At 37.7% G+C, this 23805-nt stretch carries 17 protein-coding genes; 16 read left to right on the top strand and 1 reads right to left on the bottom strand.

The window, feature by feature from the left end:
• The first annotated feature begins 61 nt into the window (after window positions 1-61).
• The 7 genes from KDU71_RS09955 to KDU71_RS09925 all read left to right on the top strand — a co-directional run bounded on the left by KDU71_RS09955 (window position 62) and on the right by KDU71_RS09925 (window position 8896).
• A complete protein-coding gene (locus KDU71_RS09955) occupies window positions 62-1276 on the top strand; it encodes an ROK family transcriptional regulator (RefSeq protein WP_212190326.1) in 1215 nt (404 codons plus the stop codon).
• A 49-nt stretch (window positions 1277-1325) separates the two neighbouring features.
• The gene (fucU, locus tag KDU71_RS09950) at window positions 1326-1757 is read left to right on the top strand and encodes an L-fucose mutarotase (RefSeq protein ID WP_212190325.1); all 432 of its coding nucleotides are present in this window, start codon (window positions 1326-1328) and stop codon (window positions 1755-1757) included.
• Between the two features lie 94 nt (window positions 1758-1851).
• Window positions 1852-2913, top strand: coding sequence for a zinc-dependent alcohol dehydrogenase family protein (locus KDU71_RS09945; RefSeq protein WP_212190324.1), 1062 nt, complete (start codon window positions 1852-1854; stop codon window positions 2911-2913).
• Between the two features lie 61 nt (window positions 2914-2974).
• Complete coding sequence (locus KDU71_RS09940; RefSeq protein WP_212190323.1) at window positions 2975-3475, top strand: DUF4867 family protein; 501 nt, start codon at window positions 2975-2977, stop codon at window positions 3473-3475.
• A gap of 22 nt (window positions 3476-3497) precedes the next feature.
• Window positions 3498-4523, top strand: a complete 1026-nt coding sequence (locus tag KDU71_RS09935; protein ID WP_212190322.1) for an aldo/keto reductase — start codon at window positions 3498-3500, stop codon at window positions 4521-4523.
• A 167-nt stretch (window positions 4524-4690) separates the two neighbouring features.
• A complete protein-coding gene (locus KDU71_RS09930; RefSeq protein WP_212190321.1) occupies window positions 4691-6298 on the top strand; it encodes a cellulase family glycosylhydrolase in 1608 nt (535 codons plus the stop codon).
• 147 nt (window positions 6299-6445) lie between these two features.
• A complete protein-coding gene (locus KDU71_RS09925; RefSeq protein WP_212190320.1) occupies window positions 6446-8896 on the top strand; it encodes an outer membrane protein assembly factor BamB family protein in 2451 nt (816 codons plus the stop codon).
• An 82-nt stretch (window positions 8897-8978) separates the two neighbouring features.
• Here the strand turns inward: KDU71_RS09925 and KDU71_RS09920 are convergent, their stop codons facing one another.
• Window positions 8979-9866 (bottom strand): AraC family transcriptional regulator, encoded by an 888-nt coding sequence (locus KDU71_RS09920; protein WP_212190318.1) that lies wholly within the window; start codon window positions 9864-9866, stop codon window positions 8979-8981.
• Between the two features lie 89 nt (window positions 9867-9955).
• On the opposite strand from KDU71_RS09920, the gene KDU71_RS09915 reads away from it, so the two are divergent.
• The 9 genes from KDU71_RS09915 to KDU71_RS09875 all read left to right on the top strand — a co-directional run bounded on the left by KDU71_RS09915 (window position 9956) and on the right by KDU71_RS09875 (window position 23749).
• Window positions 9956-10714 (top strand): sugar isomerase domain-containing protein, encoded by a 759-nt coding sequence (locus tag KDU71_RS09915; RefSeq protein WP_212190316.1) that lies wholly within the window; start codon window positions 9956-9958, stop codon window positions 10712-10714.
• An 11-nt stretch (window positions 10715-10725) separates the two neighbouring features.
• Entirely contained in the window at window positions 10726-11754 is a 1029-nt protein-coding gene (locus tag KDU71_RS09910; protein WP_212190314.1) for a glycoside hydrolase family 10 protein, read from the top strand.
• Between the two features lie 126 nt (window positions 11755-11880).
• On the top strand, window positions 11881-13212 hold the full coding sequence (locus KDU71_RS09905; RefSeq protein WP_212190312.1) for a sugar porter family MFS transporter: 1332 nt from the start codon (window positions 11881-11883) through the stop codon (window positions 13210-13212).
• Between the two features lie 54 nt (window positions 13213-13266).
• On the top strand, window positions 13267-14664 hold the full coding sequence (locus tag KDU71_RS09900) for a Gfo/Idh/MocA family protein (RefSeq protein ID WP_212190310.1): 1398 nt from the start codon (window positions 13267-13269) through the stop codon (window positions 14662-14664).
• 149 nt (window positions 14665-14813) lie between these two features.
• Entirely contained in the window at window positions 14814-15401 is a 588-nt protein-coding gene (locus tag KDU71_RS09895; RefSeq protein ID WP_212190308.1) for an RNA polymerase sigma factor, read from the top strand.
• A gap of 64 nt (window positions 15402-15465) precedes the next feature.
• A complete protein-coding gene (locus tag KDU71_RS09890) occupies window positions 15466-16449 on the top strand; it encodes a FecR family protein (protein WP_212190306.1) in 984 nt (327 codons plus the stop codon).
• A 72-nt stretch (window positions 16450-16521) separates the two neighbouring features.
• The gene (locus tag KDU71_RS09885; protein ID WP_212190304.1) at window positions 16522-19872 is read left to right on the top strand and encodes a TonB-dependent receptor; all 3351 of its coding nucleotides are present in this window, start codon (window positions 16522-16524) and stop codon (window positions 19870-19872) included.
• Complete coding sequence (locus KDU71_RS09880; RefSeq protein ID WP_212190302.1) at window positions 19872-21425, top strand: RagB/SusD family nutrient uptake outer membrane protein; 1554 nt, start codon at window positions 19872-19874, stop codon at window positions 21423-21425. The genes KDU71_RS09885 and KDU71_RS09880 overlap by 1 nt, the downstream gene beginning before the upstream one ends.
• Before the next feature lie 176 nt (window positions 21426-21601).
• Complete coding sequence (locus KDU71_RS09875) at window positions 21602-23749, top strand: alpha-N-acetylglucosaminidase (protein ID WP_212190300.1); 2148 nt, start codon at window positions 21602-21604, stop codon at window positions 23747-23749.
• Window positions 23750-23805: the final 56 nt, after the last annotated feature.

Raw genomic sequence — 23805 nt, 5'->3', positions numbered from 1 at the left:
GAATGTAATTCAATTTGGACATTATCTTAGTACTGGTTATTTTCGTAGCTAAAGAAAGTTTATGAGCTCTAATCATCCCAAAGGAAGCGCTGAGTATATTAATCGCCTGAATAAAATTAAGGTACTTAATCTTATTCGTGAAAGCCGTGAGATTTCTCGTGCAGAAATAGTAAAAAGGACAGGCCTTAGTGCACCAACTATCACACGAATTGTCGATAGTTTGATCAATATAGAGCAATTGGCTGAGCAAGTAGGGATAGGTGAGTCGAAAGGCGGAAGACCACCCGTAATCGTTAAGTTCAGAGGTGACGATAGTTATGTTATTGGGATAGATTGGGGACGTACGCATATTTACGCTATTTTATCCGATTTAGACGGGAATACTCTTTTGGCTCATGATATAAAGACAAATCCAACAGATGGTTTTGAGGCTGATCTGAGATTGGTTTCAAAAATAATTGAGAAACTAATTTTTAAGTCAGGAGTAAATAAGAAAAAGCTTCGAGGTATAGGTGTTGCTGCAGCAGGGTTTCATAATAAGACGACCGATGTTATTGAATATTCACCTAATTTTAATTGGGAGAATGTGGATATTAGAAAACCTCTAACCGAGTTATTTGATGTGCCAGTGTTTGTAGATAATGTTTCAAGAGTAATGGCACAAGGAGAGTTAATGTATGGGGTAGGCGAAACCTATAAAGATTTTGTTTTTATCAATATTGGTTATGGAATTGGTTCCGGTATTATTCTGAATGGAGAACCTTTCTTTGGTTTTGAAGGAATTGCTGGTGAAATAGGTCATAATAAAATTCATTCTAATGCGCCTGCAGGAATAGTTTGCGCCTGTGGTAAGATCGATTGTCTTGAGTGTTATGCATCAGGTAGAGGTATTTCAAAATTAGCCTCTGAAAAGCTAAAGTACTACCCTAACTCAAGTCTTAATAAATTGGATGAGCTGACAACCCAAATCATCGCTGAAAAAGCGAAAGCAGGTGACGAATTGGCACTTTTCTTATTCAATCAGGCAGCGGATTATTTGGGGGTATCGATTGCTTTTATTGCCAATTTATTAAACCCAGCCGTAATTGTTTTAGGAGGTAAAGTAGCTAATGCCGGTTCCTTTTTTACAGAACGAATTCGTACTGTATTTCAGCGTGAGGTTATTCAGCAACCAGCTAGAAGTATCGATTTAATTCAGAGTAAACTTGGGAATGAAGCAGCTGCCATTGGCGCTGTTTCTTTAATTTTAAATGAAGTTTTGAACTTGAGAGAATAATAAGTTCAGAAAAAGATAGTTTCTTAACATTAAAAAGTAAAATACAGCTATGTTAAAAGGAATCTCACCACTTATCAGTCCTCAGCTTTTAGAGCTATTAGCCCGGATGGGTCACGGAGACGAAATAATTCTTGCAGATGCTCACTTTCCGGGGGAGAGCTTTAATGATAGAGTTATCAGGGCAGACGGCCTTAATATTAATGATCTTTTGGAGGCAATTTTACCCCTCTTTGAACTAGATTCTTACGCTTCATCTCCATTAATCATGATGGCAGCAGTAGATGGAGATGAGCTAGATCCATCAGTAGAGCGAAGCTACCTTTCGGCCATTCATCAGACGAATCCCAATGTTGCTCCTATAGAACGGATAGGTCGGTTTGAATTTTATGAGAGAGCTAAAAGTGCTTTTGCTGTTGTAATGACTGGCGAGGTCGCAAAGTATGGTAATATAATTTTAAAGAAGGGCGTTACGCCTTATTAAGCAGATAAAATATCATCTAATTAAGTGTTTCAATATATAATATTTATGATGAGCACTTATAAAATTAAGATACTCACTTATAAAAGAATCGAATATGAAAACTATGTTAGCAGCATACCTGCCAGGTAATAGCAGTGTTGAACTAAAGAATGTGCCAATTCCTTCTCCTGGTCCCGGCCAGGTATTGGTGAAAGCCAAATCATCTACTATTTGTGGAAGCGACATACGGGCTATTTATCGTGAGCACTTAGGTAAAGGACCCGAGGCGTATCAGAATGTTGTTGCAGGTCATGAACCTTGTGGACAGATAGTGCAATGTGGATCGGACATGAAGCGTTTTAAAGAAGGAGATCGAGTTGTATTGTATCATATTTCAGGTTGTGGCGTTTGCAATGATTGCCGTCGTGGATATATGATCTCTTGTACAAGTAAGGCTCGGCAGGCATATGGCTGGCAACGAGATGGAGGAATGGCAGAATATATATTGGCTGACGAGAAGGATTGTATATACTTACCGGAAGAATTGACATATACTGATGGAGCCCAGGTTGCATGTGGATTTGGTACTGTGTATGAGGGGCTTGAGAAAATTGGTATTTCAGGAAAGGATGCGGTGTTGGTAGTCGGTCTTGGCCCTGTTGGTCTTGCCGCTTTAATGTTAGCCAAAGCTTTAGGTGCAAACAAAGTTGTAGGAGTTGATACCGTACAAGAACGTTGTGATATTGCAAAAGGCTTAGACTTAGCCGATGCAGTTTATGTTGCAGGCGTTGACACTTTAGACAATGTTTTGGCAGAAACACATACGGGCGAAGGATTTGAGAAGACAGTTGATTGCTCTGGAAATACTCATGGTCGTCAATTGGCCATTCGTGCTACCCGGAAATGGGGAAAAAATGTGATGATAGGTGAAGGTGGTACTGTTGAATTTAATCCATCACCTGATATTATTCACGATCAAATTTCTATTCATGGTTCATGGGTGACAAATTCGTGGAGAATGGAAGAATTAATTGAGTTGCTGGTACGCTGGAATCTTCATCCAGAGGATTTAGTGCAACACCGTTTTGAATTAAAAGATGCTGATAAAGCATTCGCACTAATGAATGAGGGCCGATGCGGGAAAGTAGCCGTTGTGTATGATGAGGAAATTAAATAGTTGAAGGTCTATTATTTACTTGCAATTGAAATGATATTCTTAGTCTAATATTTTATGTATAATGAAAGTAATTCAAATAGAACCACTTTCGCTGGAAGCCTACAAACCGTTTGGGACGTATGCTAATTTAATTGATCCGGTAGATGAACGACTGGGTACACCCCCGGTTGAGTTTTTTAGAGATCAACTACAATTAAGTGTTAATGGAAACCTACCCTTAAGCTATTCTTGTTGTCGAGTTGAAAAACGTGATTATGTGATTGATACCCTTGAGTACCATTCTTCATGCAGCGAAGCAGTACTCCCATTAGACAATGATATACTATTACAGGTTGGTTTGGCAACAGTTAGTCAAATTCCGATACCTATAGAGAAAATCCGAGTTTTTTATGTGCCTAAAGGTACAGTCATCACAATTAAACCTGGAGTTTGGCATTGGGCTCCTTTTTCCAGTAATGATAATCCAGCTAACATTCTGATTAATCTTCCAGAGAGAACGTATGCAAATGATTGTGTCGTTATGGAATTGCCACAAGAAGATTGGCTTAGAATAGAATTTTAAAATGATCTTAAATTAATGTATTATGTTAGATTTTAATAATGAGTGCATTCCGGTAGATCCTAATGATGTTCCGGTTAAAATATTACGCACCGGCGATAAGATACCTGTTATTGGATTAGGTACATTTGGTTCAGACCGGTTTACAAGTGAACAAATTGCTAATGCGGTAAAAGATGCCATTGGATTAGGGTACAGACATATTGATTGTGCTGAGGTTTATGGCAACGAAAAGGAGATTGGTAGAGCATTAAAAGAAGTGTTTGAATCAGGCCTATGTAAACGAGAGGAGTTGTTTATTACCAGTAAAGTGTGGAATGACCGACATTCGGAGGTGGCACTAGCCTGTCAGGAAAGTTTGGAAAATCTTCAACTTGACTACTTGGATATGTATCTGGTCCATTGGCCATTTCCCAATTATCACGCTCCAGGCTGTGATGGTGATTCGAGAAATCCTAATTCGAAACCATTTTCTGTTGAGCAATTTATGAATACCTGGAGGCAGATGGAGGAGCTTGTTAAGAGCGGAAAAGTAAGAAATATTGGAACCTCAAATATGACAATTCCAAAGTTTGAGAAGGTTCTTCCTCTTATGGATATTCTGCCGGCAGTTAATGAAATGGAAATTCATCCTTGTTTTCAGCAACGGGAACTTTTTGACTATTGTGTAAATAGGCAAATACTACCCATTGGATATATGCCTATTGGTTCACCAAATCGCCCTTTGCGTGATAAGGCTGAAGGAGATGCCATAGATATTGAAATGCCCCAAATAAAAGATATTGCAGAAAAACATGGAGTTCATCCGGCAGTAATATGTATTAAGTGGGCAATGAAAAATGGACATATTACAATTCCGTTTTCTGTACATAAGCATAAAATTACTAGTAACCTCAAGGCATCGTTTGAACACCCTCTTACTAATGAGGAATATAACTCAATTAATGAATGCGAATGTGGTTCTCGGTTAGTTAAGGGACAAGTGTTTTTATGGGAGGGAGCCAACAGCTGGAAAGATTTATGGGATGAAGATGGTGAGATTGTGAATTAACTGAATATTCTATGTATTCCAGCTATTAACCATCTGTTTAGTTGATACCATGTTATACACGTTTATACCTCTATGGTTGTATATATACCTAAAGTAAGGATAATAAGAGTTTTAAGTATATGTTTGCCTCAATTGTTACACGAATTAAAAATTAAACTATAAGAATTATGAAACGATTACATTTTGTGGTTTTGGTTGTTTTCATTGGAATGTTTTTGGGGGCTTGTCAACAAGTAAATGATAATAATGCAACAAGCCTACATATAAATGGGACTGAATTTATTGACCAACACGGACGGCAAGTTCTTTTGAATGGAGTTAATCTTGTTAACAAAAAACCAGAAGAGGGATATATTGGTCCAGAGAAAGAGGACGCATTCAAGAACTTCAGAAAGTGGGGATTTAACGTGATTCGTTTAGGTGTTATATGGGATGGTTTGGAACCTCAACCAGGTGTTTTTAACGAAGCTTACCTTCAAAAAATTGATGAACAGATTCAATGGGCGAAGGATAACAACTTGTTTGTTTTTCTAGATATGCACCAGGATTTATTCAGTGTGAAATTTAGCGATGGAGCTCCAGAATGGGCCACTCTCGATGAAGGAGAAGAGCATATTACAGGAGCAGTGTGGAGTGATTCATATTTAATTAGCCCTGCAGTACAAAAATCGTGGGATAACTTTTGGGCAAACAAGCAAGTTGATGGTGGAATGGGAGTTCAGGACCATTATGCTAAAGCGGTGCAGCATCTGGCTAAACGATATTCAGATAACTCAACTGTGATAGGTTTTGATATAATGAATGAACCTTTTGCCGGATCGGATGCAAAAATGTTTATGCCGGTTTTATTTACTGCATACGCGCAGGTTGTATCCGAAAAAACAAATACAGAAGTATCTGCATTGGAAGTTGCTCAGATGTGGGAAAACACTGGAAATAGGTATGAAGCACTTCAGCTTGTAAATGATAAGGAAAGTTTTGCGAAAGTTATGGACGCTGTGTATGAGTTAAATAGTTCATTTGAAAAAGGAGCTTTGCAAAGCTTTTATCAAAAAGTAGCCAATGCTGTTCGTGAGGTTACTTCCGACAAGATGCTGTTCTTTAACCATAGTTATTTCTGTAATAGTGGTGTTTATACAGCTCTTAAGCCATTCACTCTTTCAAACGGAGAAGTTGATAAAAATGTAGTATATGCCGCACATGGATATGACTTGTTAGTGGATACAGATAATTTATCAGATTCCAGTGACGAAAGACTTGAATTAATTTTTGGACGAATAAATGAGAGTGGCAAACGAATGAATGTACCTGTTCTTATTGGAGAATGGGGAGCACTTGGGCATGAAACACCAGGACGAGTTGAACTGGCTCATCGCAATTTGCGACTTTTTGAGAAGTATTTGTTTAATAACACTTACTGGGCTTATCATGAAGGAACAGAAAAGTATTCATATTTTAAATATGGAGTCATTCGTCCTTTTCCATCTGAGATAGCCGGTAAACTATTATCATATGATTATGATCCACAAAAGAGTGTTTTTTCTTGTAAGTGGATGGAGAAAGCCGAAATAAAAGCGCCAACCCGTATTTTTATTCCTGTTTTTGAGAATGTTTCTTTCAACTCTTTAGAACTTATGCCGAAGTCAGATGCATACAAGTTTGTGAAAAACGATAATGGAATAGGTGGTTATTTGGAGATCCAGCCACAAGGTACAGCTCAGGAGCGAAGTTTAAAAATTACAATCAAGCCTAATCGTGAACTTGAGATGAATTAAGAGAATGAAGGAATTCGTATGAATTAAACGACCTCAATAAGTGAGTATATAACTTATAAAGATTGCAGGAATCCTATTCCAGAGGATTCCTGCATTGTTATTAGAATAACTGCTCTAATACTCTAACACCATCAGAGGGCTTCATACGTGATTCTGAAAATCATTGATTTTTGTGGAATTTTCAATTACTATACTAGACAATTATTAACTAAGATTAAAACTGTGGCTGTTAGTAAACTAATATTACTGGGTATATTCATATTTTGTGGAATAACATTAAAGGCTTCATATAATGGATGTGTGTTTTTGGATAATAATGAAAATGCACAATTTGATACTGGTGACAAAGGAGTTGAAGGGGTATGTGTATCGGACGGATTACATGTTGTTAAAACTGATGCAGGTGGTAATTTTATCTTACCAGGTGCTCAAGTAACCCGGTTTATTTTTATTACGGTACCAGCTGGCTACAAAGCAGCAGGAAAGCATTATATCCCGATAGGAAGTAAGGATGCTTCCTATGATTTTGCTCTAAAGCCATATAAGAGAACATTGAATAGTTCAAAATTTATACAGTTGGCCGATACCGAAACTCATGAGCATAAAAAGTGGATAAAGGATGTGAAAGATTATTCGACTAATTACGATGTTGGTTTTATTATCCACACAGGTGATATCTGTTATGAGGACGGCTTAAATTTTCATGCTGAAAATGTTAACTCTCATACAATGGGAGTGCCTGTTTATTATTGTATAGGTAATCATGACTTGGTTAAGGGTGAATATGGCGAGCAGTTGTTTGAAACTCTATTTGGACCTGTTTATTATTCATTTGATGCAGGTAATACACATTTTATAGTTACTCCAATGGCGAATGGAGATGTTAAGCCATCATATACTCTAAATCAGTTATATGAGTGGTTAATAAATGACTTAGAACACGTATCGCCAGAGAAAAATCTGGTAGTATTTAATCACGACTTACTAACTTATGATGAAAAATTTCATATTAAAGGAAGAAACAAAAAGTATGTAGATTTGAATGAACACAACCTAAAAGCATGGGTGTATGGTCATTGGCATATTAATTTTTACAAGAAGCATGGAGGTGATGGGCCAGTAAGTGTTTGTGCGTCAACTCCAGATAAGGGAGGGATCGATCATTCTCCATCTAATTTTTTGGTATTCAATATAACAAATGAAGGTGAAGTGAAAATTACGCCTCGGTATACTTATGTTGAACGTCAGTTGGCAATAACTACCTCAGAATCAGCTCTCCCCTATAATGTAGATAGACAACGCAATCTTGTTTCTGTGAATACTTATCATACATCTGCTCAAGTTCAGATAGTTAAAGGCTTGTTCATAAATCCAAAAGGAAGCCAGATTACTTTGGATTTCCAACAGAATAGTGATTGGAATTGGAGTGTGGTTATTCCAGACTGGTTTGAGTTGAGTGAAAGTACAGAAGTGCAGGTTGAAGTTGCCTTTGATGATGGAAAAAACATTATACAAAAAGGCAATTTCTCAAATGAAAAGGAAGGGTTGTCAATAAAGTGGTTATCGAACCTAAATGCAAACACCTGGATGGCAAAAGCGGTTGTGGGTAATAGTAAAGTGTTTGTTGCAACAATAGACGATTTCGCGATGGAAAAATGTGGTATTCACGCTTTGGATATAGCTACTGGAGATAAACTGTGGACATACAAAACCAAAGGATCAATAAAAAACAGTTTTTGCTACTCAAAAGAAATGGTTCTTTTAACAGACCACTTTGGAAATGTGTATGCTTTAAATGCCAACGATGGACAATTATTGTGGGAAACCAGTTTAGGACAAAGTAGTCTTGGTGCTTTTGTAACAGGTAGTGTAGTTAAAGACGATATTTATTATACCGGATTTGGTAATTATTTAAAGGCGATTGATATAAATTCAGGAAGTGTTATTTGGCAAAACAAGGCATGGTCAGGTGGTGAAGGAAATACGGCAACTATGACTGTAGTTAATGATGTTTTAATAACTGGTTCAAACTGGAACGCATTGTACATTCATGATATATCAAACGGAAACTTACTATGGAAAATGAGCGATAATGGGTTTCGCTTTAGAAGTAGCTCAGCAACTTGTCATAATGATACGCTCTATGTTTGTTCTCAAAAAGGAATTGGATTATTTAATGTATATACAGGAGAGCTTTATCAATATGTTGAAACACCATATGATTTGCAGGTAGCAACAAAACCAATAGTGTACAATGGGCTTATAATATTTGGCACATCGGGTGATGGTATAGTGGCATATGATATTCAGCGAGGTGATGAAGTATGGCACATTAATACCGGAGAGGCTTTATTTTACACTGCACCATACTCTTCTCCTAAGAGCCAGACAGTTGAATCTGCTCCTGAACTAATTAATGGGGAAATATTTTTTGGAGCCTCAGATGGCTGTTTATACCGGGTTAATCCTATTGATGGGACGGTAATTCAAAAGTTTGAACTAGGAGCTCCGATACTTGCTCCTGTTGCGTCTTTTGATAAAGGTTTTATTATTTCAGATTTTGGAGGAAATGTGTATTCATTTGAGGTTAATGATTGACACAACTTGTCACCTTTCTTCAAAACAGCCAGTTTGTTGTTCTGCAAAGATATTTCATAACGAACAAGTGAACTTCTGTTAATTATTGAATAGATCTTTGGTGATAACTGTTCATATACTCAGTTGGAGTTTGCCTGGTAAACCGTTTAAAAACAGTCGCAAAGTAGGATGAAGATGTAAAACCAAGGGTAAATGCAATTTCATTTATGGGCATCCGATAAGTTAATAGAAGTTGTTTTGCTTTTTCAATTTTCTGCCTCAGGATAAATTCTTTAGGCGGAACACCGCTTTCTTCTTTAAACCGATGTTTAAAGCGTGATAAAGAGAGGTGGATTATCGAAGCTAACTTCTCAAGCTCAAAATCTTCTTCAATATGATCTTTGATAAATTCACATACAAACACAATTTCATCAGACATCTGTTCATTTTCCTGATCTTCACCAGAATGAATTACTTTCAATAGAAAGGTAAGTATATAGCTGTTTATCTCCACCATTTTAAGGGGCTCATCTGTCTTAGCGTAAGCCTGAAAAATACTAGACAATATATTCTTAATTCCAGGCAGAGATTTAAAATGTCTGGACTTAACGTTTAGCAAACGCTCTATTAAAATTTGAGAATTTGATGGTGACAAGTTTAATAGTTTGTCATTTTTCTCCGGAATTCTTATAAGCATCCAGTATAAACTACCTTTTTCTTCCGGATAACTACTAGTACCATGAGGTTCGTTTGGGTGCGTAATTAGAAGATCTCCACCTTTTAGATGGTAATTATCTTGGCCTATTATATAGTGCTGTGTGCCTTTCTCAAAAAAGCATATTTCAATGATGCCTGAGTGTACATGGGTCTCAAGGTTTTCTTTAGCCCGTTTATAGTTATAATGTCCCAACACCAGTACGTTTTTAAAACCAAGTTCAAGGAGATTAATGATTTTTCGGTCGCTGGTTGATTTTGTATCAAGTGTTGCCATGTTTGATTTAGTGCTATGGTATTTTTTAGAATAACATTTAATCAAAGTAACTATATTTTTACAGTAATCAACTTAAAAATGAAACGAAAATGGAAGCAAAAACTGATTTAAGATTATTGGAAACATTCAATGCTTTAGCAACAAAATTTGAGCAGGAGCAAGGTGAATTGTTAAAAAAAGCAGCATCGGCGATGGCAGATGCGATAGAGAATGACCGTTTAATTTATATTTATGGTGGTGGTGGACATACTGCATTAGTTATGCAGGAATTGTTTTGGAGAGCTGGAGGATTAGCTAATATCTGCCCGATGATTGATTTCGCCATTCACCCAGTAACACCAGCTTACATGTATTTGAATCACGAAAGGATGCATGGAATTGGTGATGGAACAGTTGATTATTATGGAGTAAAGGAAAACGATTTGGTTATTGTTTTTCATAGTTATGGATTTAATCCACCAACCATAGATTGTGCCATGGAAGCAAAAAGGAGAGGTGCAACCGTTATTGGTGTTTCATCTAAAGATTGGGATAATAATATACCAAAGGATTTTCCAATAAGGCATAAAAGTGGAAACCACCTATCAGATGTTGTTGATATTTACATTGAAAACTATGTGCCTTTTGGAGATACTGTTATTAAAGTAGAAGGTCTGGAACAGCCAATAACTGGTATTTCCAGTACTATAGATTTTTATATAGCACACCGATTAGAAATGGAATGTGTGAAAACATGTGTGGCAAGGGGGGTTGAGCCACCTGTCTGGTCAAGTGCGAACATACCTGGTGGTGATGAAAAGAATAAGGCCATGCGTGAGCGTTATAACTCAAGAGTGAAATTTCTTTAATTTAAATAGCAATGGTTACAGAAACAGGAGTTAGTTATTATGGTATTTCCTATCCGGAACATGCCCGAAAGGACTTTCAGGAGATGAAGGCACACAACTGTACCGCCGTTCTTCTTGCACTTACTGAGTTTGATTTGTTTTTTTGGAAACCGACTATTCCTTTAATTGTGGATGAGGCCAGAAAAGTTGGGCTAAAAGTGTATTTAAATACTTGGGGGATAGGTAAGTTTTTTGGGGGAGAACCACCATCTGTATTTCTACAGGAGTGTCATGTCAATGATCGGCAATGGTCGGCACTAACTGGAGAACCATTAGCCGCAGCTTCGCCAAGTTCGCCGGCATTTCGCGAATATTTCTGGGGTATTTTGGCTGATTTGGCCAGAACGTGTGATGTTGATGGTTTCTTTTGGGATGAGCCACATTATGCCATGCCGGTTTATCCGATTAGCTACCAAAGTACGACTGATTTTTCATGCAGAAACCCAATCACCCAGCGCATATTTAAGGATAAATATGGGTATGAGATGCCTAAAACATTAACAAAAACAGTCTTGAAGTTTCGTTTTGATCAAGCAAATGAAATTCTGACAGAAGGTAGTCGTATCGTTAAATCTATAAACCCTTCTCTAAAGGTTATTCAATGCTCCTTGCCGGCAGATAACCATTTCTACAGCACACATGCAAGGGGGTTTGATGATTGGGAAAGGATTGCATTTAATCCGGCTTATGATGTGTTTTCAACATCAATTTTGGTGGATGGGAACGATCCATTAATGGCTCATAGGAATATTGCCAAAACGACAGTGTCGCTTGCAAAGCAGAATAATAAGCCTTCGCAACGTTGGATACAATCCTTCTTTCGTTCACCCGAAAATTTGAGTACAATAAAAGATATTGTGAAAATTTATGCAGAAGAAGGAGTCGACTCTATATTTTCGTGGACATACAGAGCTGGTCAGGGTACTTTGCTATCAGCACCTGAACCTCGTAAAGTGTGGGACATATTAGGTGAGGCTTATGGCGAAGTACTAAATTGCTAAAAAATAAAGCTGAAAGCGCAGATGTTAATCCAGGCTATAACTTATTAATTTGATTGAGTTTATTTGCCTGGATTAGCAATGTAGCAACAATGTTAATATGCAGTAACATGCACTATCAAATTTAAAATGAAAGGAAAACTGATTCTTTATACTTTAGTTGCAGCTATAGGAGGGTTGCTATATGGCTTCGATACAGCAGTAATAAATGGTGCTTTACCTTTTTTTAAAGCTCATTTTGAACTTAATGACATCATGACGGGATGGGCTGTTAGCTCGGCTTTAGTTGGTTGTATTGTTGGGGCTATTAGCATTGGAAAGCCAGGTGATCTATTTGGACGGAGACAGATGTTAAAAATGGCTGCAGTTCTATTTTTGATCTCAGCGCTTGGGACCGGGCTGGCACAAGAAATTAACAGCTTTATTGTATTTCGTTTTATAGGTGGACTAGCAGTAGGTGCAGCTTCAGTTCTTTCGCCAATGTATATTTCAGAAATAGCTCCTGCTGCCTTCCGAGGACGTCTAATTATAACATTTCAACTTGCATTAGTAGTTGGTATTTTATTGGCATTCTTTGTTGATTATCTGCTTATTAATACAGGTGGAAACAATTGGAGATACATGTTTGTATCAGAGGCAGTGCCTTCACTGTTATTTCTTCTATTGTTATTTAAGGTAGGTAAAAGTCCGCGATGGCTGGTTCAGAAAGGTAATTATGAGCAGGCACAACTTGTCATTCAGGAAGTGAACCCTTTAGATGAATCAGAAAATATTATTAGGGAAATCAGAGAAACAATTGCTGAAGAGAAGAAACAACAACAAGAAAAACTGTTTAAAAAACCAAACCTGAGGTTTACCTTAATAGGTATTTGTATAGGGTTGTATAGTCAACTAACGGGGGTAGCAATCGTATTTTATTATGCAACTGATATATTTAGAGCTGCCGGGTTTTCTACTGATTCGGCTATTGGCCAAACCGTGATACTGGGTTTGACTAATTTAACCTTTACCTTACTGGCGATGAAGTTTATCGACCGAATTGGCAGAAAGACTTTACTTTATTATGGCACTATAGGAATGGCTATTGCTTTAGGTGTTTTTTCGTGGGCCTTTTTCATGGGGCAAACCAGCAGTTGGATTTTAATCATTGTACTAATCGTTTATGTTGCGTTCTTTGCGTCATCGATGGGAGCTGTTGTATTTGTGTTATTGGCCGAAGTCTTTCCAAATAATATACGGTCAAGGGGTGTTGCTATAGGATCGTTCTCCAATTGGATGGTTAGCGGGGTTATTACTTTCCTGTTTCCTGTTGTGACAGGCATGTTTGAACAGGGAAAAGGTGTGGCCTATAGCTTTGCCTTTTTCTCAGTTATGACATTTAGCGGATTTTTCTTTTTTAAGAAATACTTGTTTGAAACTACCAATAAAACTTTAGAAGAGATTGAACGAGAAAATAGGTGAGATTCCTTCTGTACTCTGTTGTTTCTAAGGTTTGTTGTTGAAAAATCAATAATCATGAAAAACTGGAATAGACGAAATATGATTAAGACACTGGGGATGGCATCGATTTCAATGCCACTCTTGGCACATGCTGAAACAGCAGAGGCGAGTGTGCGATTATTGTCTGAAAGAAATAATAAAGAAGATGCGTTAAAGAAACCTATCACTGCTGTAATTATTGGAGCTGGAAGTCGGGGGTGGTTAGCATATGGGCAGTATGCTGCCTCGCATCGTGATGAAATAAAAATTGTTGGTGTTGCAGAACCAATAACTTATCGTCGCGAAAGGGTGGCAAAGGCTTTTAATATTCCGGCTGACAAGCAGTTTGTGACCTGGGAGCATGTATTTGAGCAAGCTAAATTTGCAGATGCTTTAATTATAGCAACACCAGATCATCTGCATTATGGACCGGCAATGGCAGGGTTAAACCAGGGCTATGATATGCTTTTGGAAAAAGCGATTGCCCAAACCTGGGAAGAATGTAATGACATTTTAGAATTATCTGTCAAAAAGAAGGCGATTGTTGCTATCTGTCATGTTTTAAGATATACGCCGTATTTCAGAAAGATGAAACAAATTATCGATTCTGGTGAAATAGGAGATATTGTGAGTGTGCAGCACCTTGAGCCTGTCCAGCGAATTCATATGTCGCATTCTTTTGTCAGAGGTAATTGGGGAAACTCTCAAAAATCAACACCAATGATTCTCTCCAAGTCCTGTCATGATACAGATATTTTGCGTTGGCTAATTGGTAAGTCTTGTAAAAAGGTGTCATCCTTTGGTTCGTTATCACTTTTTCAGGAGAAAAATGCACCCAAAGGATCTACATTACGGTGTACCGATGGTTGTATGGTTGAACGTAACTGTCCGTTTTCAGCAATTAAAATATACAAGGAATCGCGCACCTGGGGGCAGCACTTTAATTTTGATTTACAAAGTGCAAGCGACGAGACTATATTAAATGAACTTCGAACAGGGCCTTACGGTCGATGTGTTTACCATTGTGATAATAACGTAGTGGATCATCAGGTAAGTAATTTCGAATTTGAAGATGATATAACTCTATCATTTTCTATGGAGGCGCACACGCATTATGGGCGTAGAAGAACCCGCATATTTGGCACAATGGGTGATATGTTTGGTGATATGGATGAACTCGTCCATTACAGCGCTATTACAGGAAAAAAACGGACATGGGATGCATCCAATTTAAGTATTGATGAAAATGCAGCCTTTTATGGTCATGGGGGAGGTGATTACTGGCTAATGTATGACTTTATCAGAGCAGTTGCGCATAACGATCCTGAACGATTAACTTCAACAATTCAGGCATCAATGGAAAGTCACTTAATGGGTTTTATGGCTGAGGAATCGCGATTGGAAGGAGGCGCTTTAAAAACTATCAGCTTGTAAATAAAATAGAGGTTTTCATTGCATTCAGGTACTTATGTCATTAGATGGTAAACTAAATTTTGTCAGTTTTTTTAGACAAAACAGACGGTTGGTGTTTAATTAAAAGCATATATTTGAGTTCTACAGGTTATTAGGAATTAATTAATACTATGAACCAAGCCTCAATAGCACGTATTAGCCAAGGAGACCAACTGGAGTTTGCACATTTAATGAGTACCTATAATTCAGGTTTATATAGCTTTGCAAGGGGATTCGTTAATAGTAGTGAGGTGGCAGAGGAAATTATCAGTGATGTTTTCCTGAAACTTTGGAAAAATAGAGGGAAATTACTTGAAATAGAGGATTTAAAGAATTATCTCTTTATTGCCGTACGCAATAGCTGTTTAACAGCCATCAAACGAAAAAAACAAAACGAAATTAAACTTGATGAACTACCTTCATATTATATTGATCGTATAGAAGTGCCTAAAGAAGAGGGATTTGATTCAGAGTTGATAGATGCCCTTAACGAGGCGATTGACTGTTTGCCCCCAAAATGTAAACTTGTGTTCTCTATGGCCAAATTGCAAGGGTTTAAACGAAAAGAAATTGCCAATGTTCTTAATATTTCAGAGAAGACAGTTGAGTATCATCTGAAAACAGCCGTTACTAAATTAATTGAACAAGTGGGGAATACTAAAAAACATCCTACCCGAGAAGGCATGAGGTTGTTATTGTTGCTATTTAATATTTTCTAGTTTTTTTGAATACAACCTAGGCTTTTTTGATTTTCATATGGTCTTTATTAATGAAGACCAGTAAATGATGAAAAGGAAAAAAGAAATAATACCACTTTTTACTAGAGAGTTAATAAAGGAGAACACCCTTGAGGAAAGTGCTTTATTACATGAGTTAATTAAAGAAGATACAACTCATGGTAAGAAATACGATGTTGTTAAACGGTTTTGGGATAGTGGATACTTAACAGTGAGTCCCGATGCTACCAATAGGATATATAATAGAGTATTCTCTGATGTGAAGGATAAGACAATTCTATGGCAAAGAAGACAAAACTTGTTTTTGAAGGTGGCAGCATCAATCCTAGTGCTTTTATCTACTTCTTTGGTTTATTTGTTACAGAAAGATTCTCCACTAGTTAATACCATTAGGTACTCAACAGCTATTGGTGAGACCAAGGAAATTATACTGCCAGATAGCAGTAAAGTTATTTTGAATGCATCATCGATTCTCCTTTTCCCAGAAATGTTTTCTAATGATAGCAGGGATGTTGTTCTGATTGGAGAAGGTTCTTTTAAGGTGTCTAAAGACATAAACAGGCCGTTTAGGGTAGAAACTTCCCATTTGCAGGTGGAGGTATTAGGCACTGAATTTATTCTATCGGCTTATCAGGAAGATGAAATGATAACAACATACTTAAAAGAAGGTAGTGTTCGGTTAAATGGGGCATTTTCGAACTTGAAAAGTTGTGAGATGAAACCCGATGAAAAAGCTATTCTTTATAAAGGGAATATGCAAATGGAAGTTGTAAAAGCAGCGGACCATAACAAGTCCTGGGTTGATGGATATCTGGTCTTTGAACAGGCCACCCTAAAAGAGATTGTTACAAGATTAGAACGAAAGTTTGGGGTTGAGCTAATAGTTCTTGATGAGGAGCTTTATAGCTATAAGTATTCCGGTAGATTTAAGAACGAAACCCTTTTTGAAATACTTGGATTTTTGTCAGTTACAAAGCCTTTTAGATTTGAAATACAAAATAATACAATAGTGATGAGTAAGCAAGAATAAGATGAGGGGGAAAATGCGACCAACATTTACAAGCCCCCTCACCCTTAAGTTTAATTAAAACAGTTCAAATGTATGAAAAAAATGACTAAAGTGAGAACGCTGCGACATGCCAGTGGTTTTCAAAAAACATGGATTATTATGCGGATAACTATTTGGTTATTGTTTGCCATGCTTTTGCCTTTGCAGGCTAACACAAGTGCCCAAAATCAAAAGGTCAGCTTGAAGGCGAATGGAATGACTCTTAAGCAGGTTTTTAAGGAAATTGAAGGCCAGACGAATGTGAATTTCATTTATAACCATGATGTTGTAGATGAATCAGAGACTGTTTCTATGCAAGTAGAAAACTCCAATATGGAAGATGTTTTAAAACAACTGTTGGTGGCTCAACATCTTGATTTTAAGATTATAGACGATAAAATTCTTCTATTTGCATCTACGCGTAATATAAATGAACAATCTGCTCAGCAAAGAAGTGTGACTGTTAGAGGGGTTGTGACCGATCCCAACGGAGATCCCATACCTGGTGTAAATGTGTTTGAAGAAGGTAATCCTACTAATGGGGTAATAACTGGAATTGATGGTTCATATACTATTGAATTAAGTTCAGGGGAATCTGTTATTACATTTTCTTTTATTGGGTATGATACGCAAACCGTACAAGTTGCCAACAGAACTGCAATTGACGTAGTGTTAGTTGAAGAGGCTACCGGATTGGATGAAGTCATTGTGGTCGGATATGGAACGCAAAAGAAGGTGAATGTAACTGCTGCTGTAACGCAGATTAATTCTAAAGAATTGGGTAATATCACTACAACTAGTATTGGTTCTGCACTTCAGGGACAGTTACCCGGATTGTATGTGCGCGATGCCGGTTATAACCAAGGATTAAGTTACCAGGTAAGGGGAGCGACAACAATTGGGAATAATTCACCACTCTTTATTGTTGACGGGATTCCTCAGAATTCGGATAATATTGATCCTAATGATATTGAAAGTATTTCTGTATTAAAAGACGGAGCCGCTTCTTCAATATACGGAGCGCGTGCTGCAGCGGGTGTTGTGTTGATCACTACTAAATCGGGTAAAAGTAAGGACGGTAAGGCCGTTTTTAATTATGAAACTTATACCAGTTGGGGGAAGCTAACATCCACTCAAGAGTCAATGAACTCAGTTAATTCAGCTAAGATAATGAATCAGGCTTCATTAAACTCGGGTGGAGCAGAAATGTTTACACCAGAAGAGATTCAGTTGTTTGAAAGCGGCACAGATCATTATTATGCTAATACAAATTGGAAGGATGAGGTGCTTAAGACAGAACGCTCCAATCGCCATTATTTAAGTGTATCAGGAAACAACGACAAGACATCTTATCTATTTTCGTTGGGTTATAAAAATGATGATGGTATTATGAATGGCATTGAGCGGAATAAATATACACTACGCTCAAACCTTTCAACACAGGTAACTAATAGTTTAAAAATCTCTGCCAATTTAAATTACACGATTATTGATAATACTTCACCAAGTGTAAATGGAGGAATAGATAACATTTATCTACACATGAACTCAACCGCTCCATTTTTACCTGTTTATCAGTCAGAAGAAGATGGCGGTGGGTTTGCTTATTTAAATCAGGCGGGTGCTTACCCTAGAGGCTTTTGGAATGCTGTTTGGGAATTACAGGCTGGATCATCAAACTATGAAGGAAGTGAATTTACTGCTAATACTAGTATTAACTGGGATATTATTGATGGTTTAAGTTTTACTGGTAGATATTCTGGTGTATTTGGAAATTCAAACAATACTTCATATATATATAGCAGAACATATAGTCAGGGACCAGCCTGGTTCTCTGATGTGAATTCTCTTTCTAAGGAATATGTAACAAGCAGACAACTCAATTTTCAGAATTTCTTAAATTATGATAAGACCTTTGGTGCTCATTCAATTAGTGCACTTGCTGGCTGGGATGTACAGTTCTATAAAAGATCATTTCTTAAAGGAGGACGAAGAGCATTTCAATTTGATGAGTTATTAACAGAATTAGATGCACCTAATTCAGGTGATAATGATGATATTACTGCCCTGTCAAGTAACCTTGGAGAAAGCGCATTGCAGTCAGGTGTTGGTAGAATAAGTTACAATTATGCATCGAAGTATTTTATAGAAGTAAGTGGCAGATATGATGGCTCTTCAACATTCGCTCCAGAAACGAGGTATGGTTTTTTTCCAGCCGTATCAGGTAAATGGGCTTTGTCTGAAGAAAACTTCTTTAATAGTGAGTTTTTCGATTACCTGAGAATCAGGGCTTCATATGGTACAAGTGGAAATAATGCTGTTGATGGTAGCTATTTTTCGGCTATAGCTTTTAATACCTATTATTTTGGGATGGGTGATATAGTGGCACCAACAGCTTCAGAGGGAAGTATTCCTTTCAGGGATCTAAAATGGGAAACAACTACTACATCTAACTTAGGGATGGAGTTTTCATTTAAGAATGGATTATTAAGCGGAGAGATAGATGTATATAAAAAGGTCACCGATGACATTCTGCTTGCAAGTCCGGTACAAGGTGTCGTAGGAACCAATAGAAGCGGGCCAGCCGTAAATGCAGGAAGTGTTCAGAATACTGGTGTCGAAATGATATTAACACACCAGGGGCATGTTAGCGATTTTAATTATCGTGTTTCATTAAATGGAACCTACAATAAAAACGAAATTCTTGAGTTAACCGATGCATTCAGTGAGTGGGGAGATACACGCGTGGGTGATCCTTTAGGTTCAGTTTATGGGTATGTGAGTGAGGGAATTATCTCAACAGAAGCAGAAGCTCAGGAGTATAGGGCTTCAATAAGTTCAGGAATTCATCCAAATACTTCAGCTGGTGATATAAAGTATAAGGATATTAATAATGATGGTATATTGGACTTTAATGATCGCGTGAAAATCGCAGAAACTTTGCCAAAAGTGACTTGGGGATTAAGATTACAGGCTGATTGGAAAAACATTGACTTTTTAGCATTTTTCCAAGGAGTTGCTGGAGCTGATCAGTATAAATCAAATGACTTGTTTGGTAATTACGCCTGGATACCAGAAGAGGCTAATGACGCATGGAGCGAAACAAATACCAATGGTACATATCCAAGACCACTTTTATATGCCCAGCAAACTTATTTTCAAAATTTCTATACAAATTCTGATTACTGGGCATTTAATGCCAGTTATTTAAGGCTTAAGAATATTCAGATTGGTTATACACTGCCAATACCTGATAACAATATACTAAGTAGTGTAAGAATTTATGCTACAGGAACCAATTTGCTAACTATTTCCAATTTCAGACCTGGCCACGATCCAGAAACCGGAGGTTTAGGTATACCGCCACTTAAAACGTATGTAATTGGTTTAAATGTTAAATTCTAATGAAAATAGTTATGAAAAAGAATTTTATTATATATCTTAATTTATTCCTATTCAGTGTTTTATTGATGGGATGTTCAGAGGAAGATATTACCAAACTTCCGGTAACCGCGATATTTGATGATCAGTTTTGGACATCAGAAGAGCAAGTGATACAAGCTGCTAACGCTGCTCATTTCGATTTAGATAATGTAGGACAATTACAATGGGATGCGCTGACGGAAGTTATGTTTAGCCAGTCTGGTCCTAATGCCGAAATATCCACAGGTGCGCTAAATCCAGGTGCATCCATGGTTAATAGTTTATGGCAAAGTTCATATAGCTCCATCAGAAATGCGAACTGGTTTTTGGATAATGTTGGTAAAGCTGGACTTGATGAGTCGAAGTTAGACAAGTATAATGGTCAGTGGCGCTTTATTAGGGCCTGGGCGCATTATAAGTTACTGTATCAATTTGGAGATGTACCTATTGTTGATAAGGTTTTGGCTATTACTGAAGGAAAAGTTACGCAGAGTCCAAGGGCAGAAGTGTTGCAGTTTGTTTTAACCGAGTTAGATAAAACTATCTCTGAATTATCAGCCTCCGATTTCACTCCTGAGCAAGGTCGGATTAATAAGTGGGCAGCTATCGCATTGAAATCTAGGATTTTATTGTATGAGGGGACGCTTGCTAATGATAACACCATGCTAGATGAAAGTGCCAAATTAGCTAAGCAGATTATGGATCAAGGAGGATATTCGCTTCATGATAATTATACAGAGTTGTTTAGACCCGAAGGGGATGGTAGCGAAGAAATTATATTGGCGCGTATCAATGCTGATCTGGAAGGACAGTACCATTCTCTTGGTCAGTGGTTAGGCCCAATTAGTTTTCATGCTTCTTGGAACATTTTTTCGCCTACAATAGCTTTAGTGGAAAGGTATCCTGATATTAACGGAGTCCCTATTACTTCCAGTCCTATTTACGATGCTGATAAACCATTTGAAAACAGAGATCCACGCTTGAATCAATCTATTTTTGATTGGACCAAAGATGTAGAATATGAAGGAGCTATGTTTATCAATGGAGGAACTTGGTTAAATTTCCGTAAATTTATAGATCCAAGTGAAGAGGCTGAACAGCGTAGCCATGTTGATCATATAATCTTCAGGTTAGGAGAAGTATATTTAAACTATGTTGAGGCCAGTAATGAACTGAATGGTCCATCTCAGGAACTGGTTGATCTTATTAATGAACTAAGAGAGCGGGGAGGTAAAAAAGCGGCCGATGATGGCTCAGATATCGTTGTTCCACCAATTGCTTTATCAGGATTAACTAAAGATAGTTTCCGAGAAATTATAAGGAACGAACGTATTATTGAGCTTGTTGGTGAAGGTGTTTTGTACTATGATTACCATAGGTGGAAATTACTGGAAACAACAATGAATCAACCCGCAGTAGGTGTGGTGCCACTCGAAAATCGTGTTTTTACTGCACCACGTGATTATTTATGGCCAATACCTGAATGGGAATTAATAAATAATGAAAACTTAGATCAAAACGCAGGTTGGAACTAATAGTATCTATTTGGAATATTCTATAGGTTATAATAGAAAGTGTTTCATTTAACTGGATGTAAAGAGATGGCCATATAGTAATGCGGTCATCTCTTTATTAGTTACTAGAGTTTAGTAATACTTTGCTTGAATTAGTTGGATAAAAAATTATAAGATAAACTTTAAAACTAGTGAAAATGTATCTTAAAATTTGGACAGTAGCAATTCTGTTGCTTATAATGAATAGCTGTAAGGCGAAAAGCGGTATGGATAAACCTGCCGAAGTGGTGGCAAAACAGGTGCTTAGTCGTGTTATTGGTAAGGCTAATGCCGATGTTTTTACTTTTAAATATATTGAAGGACAAGGTAATGATGCATATTCGATTGAGTCAGCTGATGGAAAGGTTGTGGTAACAGCCAGTTCACCTACTGCTCTTTGTCGGGGTGCTTACGATTACCTGCGTAATGATTGCCATTCAATTGTTAGTTGGTCGGGTAATCGCATTGATATCCCAGAAGAGCTTCCTGAAGTGAACAAAACAGTTCAGTCTCCTTTTAAATACCGTTATTATTTAAACACGGTAACACATGGATATACAACACCCTATTGGGGCTGGGAGCGTTGGGAGAAAGAGCTGGATTGGATGGCCATGCATGGTATGAATATGCCCTTAATTGCCGGTGCCCATGAAGCAATTCTATTTCGTGTATTTGAAAATCTAGGACTGAACAACGATGAAATACTCGATTATTTTTCAGGACCAGCTCATTTTCCATGGAACCGAATGGGTAACATCGGAGGTTGGGATGGTTCTCCGCCAGCATCCTTCTTCGATAAGCAAATTGAATTAAACCATAAGATGCTAAATCGTATGAAGGAGTTACAGATGGAGCCAATCGTGCATGCTTTTGCTGGTTTTGTGCCGAAAGGCATCAGCCGTATTTACCCTGATGAGAAGGTACGAGAACTCGGATGGGGTGGATTTGACGAAAAGGTGCATATTCTTTCACCGGAAAGTGATCTTTTTGTGAAAATTGGTAAGATGTATATTGAGGAATGGGAAAAGGAATTTGGAAAAGGCAAATACTACTTGGCGGATAGCTTTAATGAAATGGATGTGCCATTAAGTAACGATCCGGAAATAGCAAACAATGAATTAGCGGCGTATGGGGAAGTTGTTTATCAGCCTATTCGCGAAGCAAATCCAGATGCTGTATGGGTTATGCAAGGCTGGACATTCCCTTACCATCGCGATAAGGCTGGAAAACTATTTTGGACTCCTGAACGACTTAAAGCCATGATGTCAAAAATTCCGGATGACAAACTGATGATTTTGGATATGGCTAATGAATACAATGCATTGTTCTGGAAGATTGATTATTCATGGGACATGTACAAGGGCTTTTTTGGTAAACAGTGGATTTATTCATTCATTCCAAACATGGGAGGAAAGGTGCCTCTAAATGGAGTGCTTGATTTTTATGCTACAGCTCCGACTGAGGCCCTTAATTATAAGGATAAAGGTAACCTTGTAGGTTTTGGATTTGCGCCGGAAGGTATAGAAAATAACGAGGTTATCTATGAATTGCTTTCAGATTGGGGCTGGCGGACTGAAGAAATTCATCTTGATGAGTGGCTGGCCATGTACTGCAAAGCCCGCTATGGTGCATATCCTGATAAAATGAAACAATCCTGGGACTTACTTAGAAAATCATGCTTTGGTACCTTTACAGATCATCCACGTTTTCGATACCAGTTTCGTCCCGGCAGAGGAGGGGGTGGCAGTGTTCATCAATCACCAGTCTTCGAGCAAGCTGTAAAACTTTTTTTAGCATGTGCTGATGAATTAAGCGACAGTGAACTTTATAAGTTTGATGCTATTGAATTAGGGGTTCAATTGGTCGGATTAAGGGCAGATGAGAAACTTGAAGAAGCAGGAAAACAGAAGAGTGAGAAAAAGTATACAATTTACGGCGATGCAATTGAAGACATGGTGTTTATTGATCGTTTGCTTGCCTCACACCCCAATCATAAATTAGAGAATTGGGTGAATCTCGCACGAAATTTTGGTGATACTCCAGAGGAGAAGCAATATTACGAAAGCAATGCTAAGCGCCTGAATACCACCTGGGGCGGTGGAGTAAATGAATATGCCGCACGCACCTGGAATGGATTAATTGGCTCATACTATGCCAAACGTTGGGAACTCTGGTTAGAAGCAGAGAAGAATAATACAAAATTTAATACCTTGGAGTGGGAAGAGCAATGGATTCAATCAGAATACAAAAATGAAACCGTTCCTTTCAAAGACCCTCTTAAGGAGTTAATAATGTATTTGGATTAATAGGATAAGATTTACTCCTTTTCTTACAATATAAAAGATTTGGGGTGTAGCTTCAG

Source organism: Carboxylicivirga sediminis (genome assembly GCF_018156225.1).
Classification (GTDB): Bacteria; Bacteroidota; Bacteroidia; order Bacteroidales; family Marinilabiliaceae; genus Carboxylicivirga; species Carboxylicivirga sediminis.
Note: the sequence above shows the minus strand (reverse complement) of the source record. Positions and strands in the feature narration are given on the sequence as shown.

Coding starts and splice junctions, on each gene's coding strand:
- KDU71_RS09900 (WP_212190310.1), top strand. CDS start 13,267: ATGAAAAACTGGAATAGACGAAATATGATTAAGACACTGGGGATGGCA.
- KDU71_RS09935 (WP_212190322.1), top strand. CDS start 3,498: ATGTTAGATTTTAATAATGAGTGCATTCCGGTAGATCCTAATGATGTT.
- KDU71_RS09885 (WP_212190304.1), top strand. CDS start 16,522: ATGAAAAAAATGACTAAAGTGAGAACGCTGCGACATGCCAGTGGTTTT.
- KDU71_RS09905 (WP_212190312.1), top strand. CDS start 11,881: ATGAAAGGAAAACTGATTCTTTATACTTTAGTTGCAGCTATAGGAGGG.
- KDU71_RS09875 (WP_212190300.1), top strand. CDS start 21,602: ATGTATCTTAAAATTTGGACAGTAGCAATTCTGTTGCTTATAATGAAT.
- KDU71_RS09915 (WP_212190316.1), top strand. CDS start 9,956: ATGGAAGCAAAAACTGATTTAAGATTATTGGAAACATTCAATGCTTTA.
- KDU71_RS09910 (WP_212190314.1), top strand. CDS start 10,726: ATGGTTACAGAAACAGGAGTTAGTTATTATGGTATTTCCTATCCGGAA.
- KDU71_RS09945 (WP_212190324.1), top strand. CDS start 1,852: ATGAAAACTATGTTAGCAGCATACCTGCCAGGTAATAGCAGTGTTGAA.
- KDU71_RS09880 (WP_212190302.1), top strand. CDS start 19,872: ATGAAAATAGTTATGAAAAAGAATTTTATTATATATCTTAATTTATTC.
- KDU71_RS09930 (WP_212190321.1), top strand. CDS start 4,691: ATGAAACGATTACATTTTGTGGTTTTGGTTGTTTTCATTGGAATGTTT.
- KDU71_RS09890 (WP_212190306.1), top strand. CDS start 15,466: ATGATGAAAAGGAAAAAAGAAATAATACCACTTTTTACTAGAGAGTTA.
- KDU71_RS09955 (WP_212190326.1), top strand. CDS start 62: ATGAGCTCTAATCATCCCAAAGGAAGCGCTGAGTATATTAATCGCCTG.
- KDU71_RS09895 (WP_212190308.1), top strand. CDS start 14,814: ATGAACCAAGCCTCAATAGCACGTATTAGCCAAGGAGACCAACTGGAG.
- KDU71_RS09920 (WP_212190318.1), bottom strand. CDS start 9,866: ATGGCAACACTTGATACAAAATCAACCAGCGACCGAAAAATCATTAAT.
- fucU (WP_212190325.1), top strand. CDS start 1,326: ATGTTAAAAGGAATCTCACCACTTATCAGTCCTCAGCTTTTAGAGCTA.
- KDU71_RS09940 (WP_212190323.1), top strand. CDS start 2,975: ATGAAAGTAATTCAAATAGAACCACTTTCGCTGGAAGCCTACAAACCG.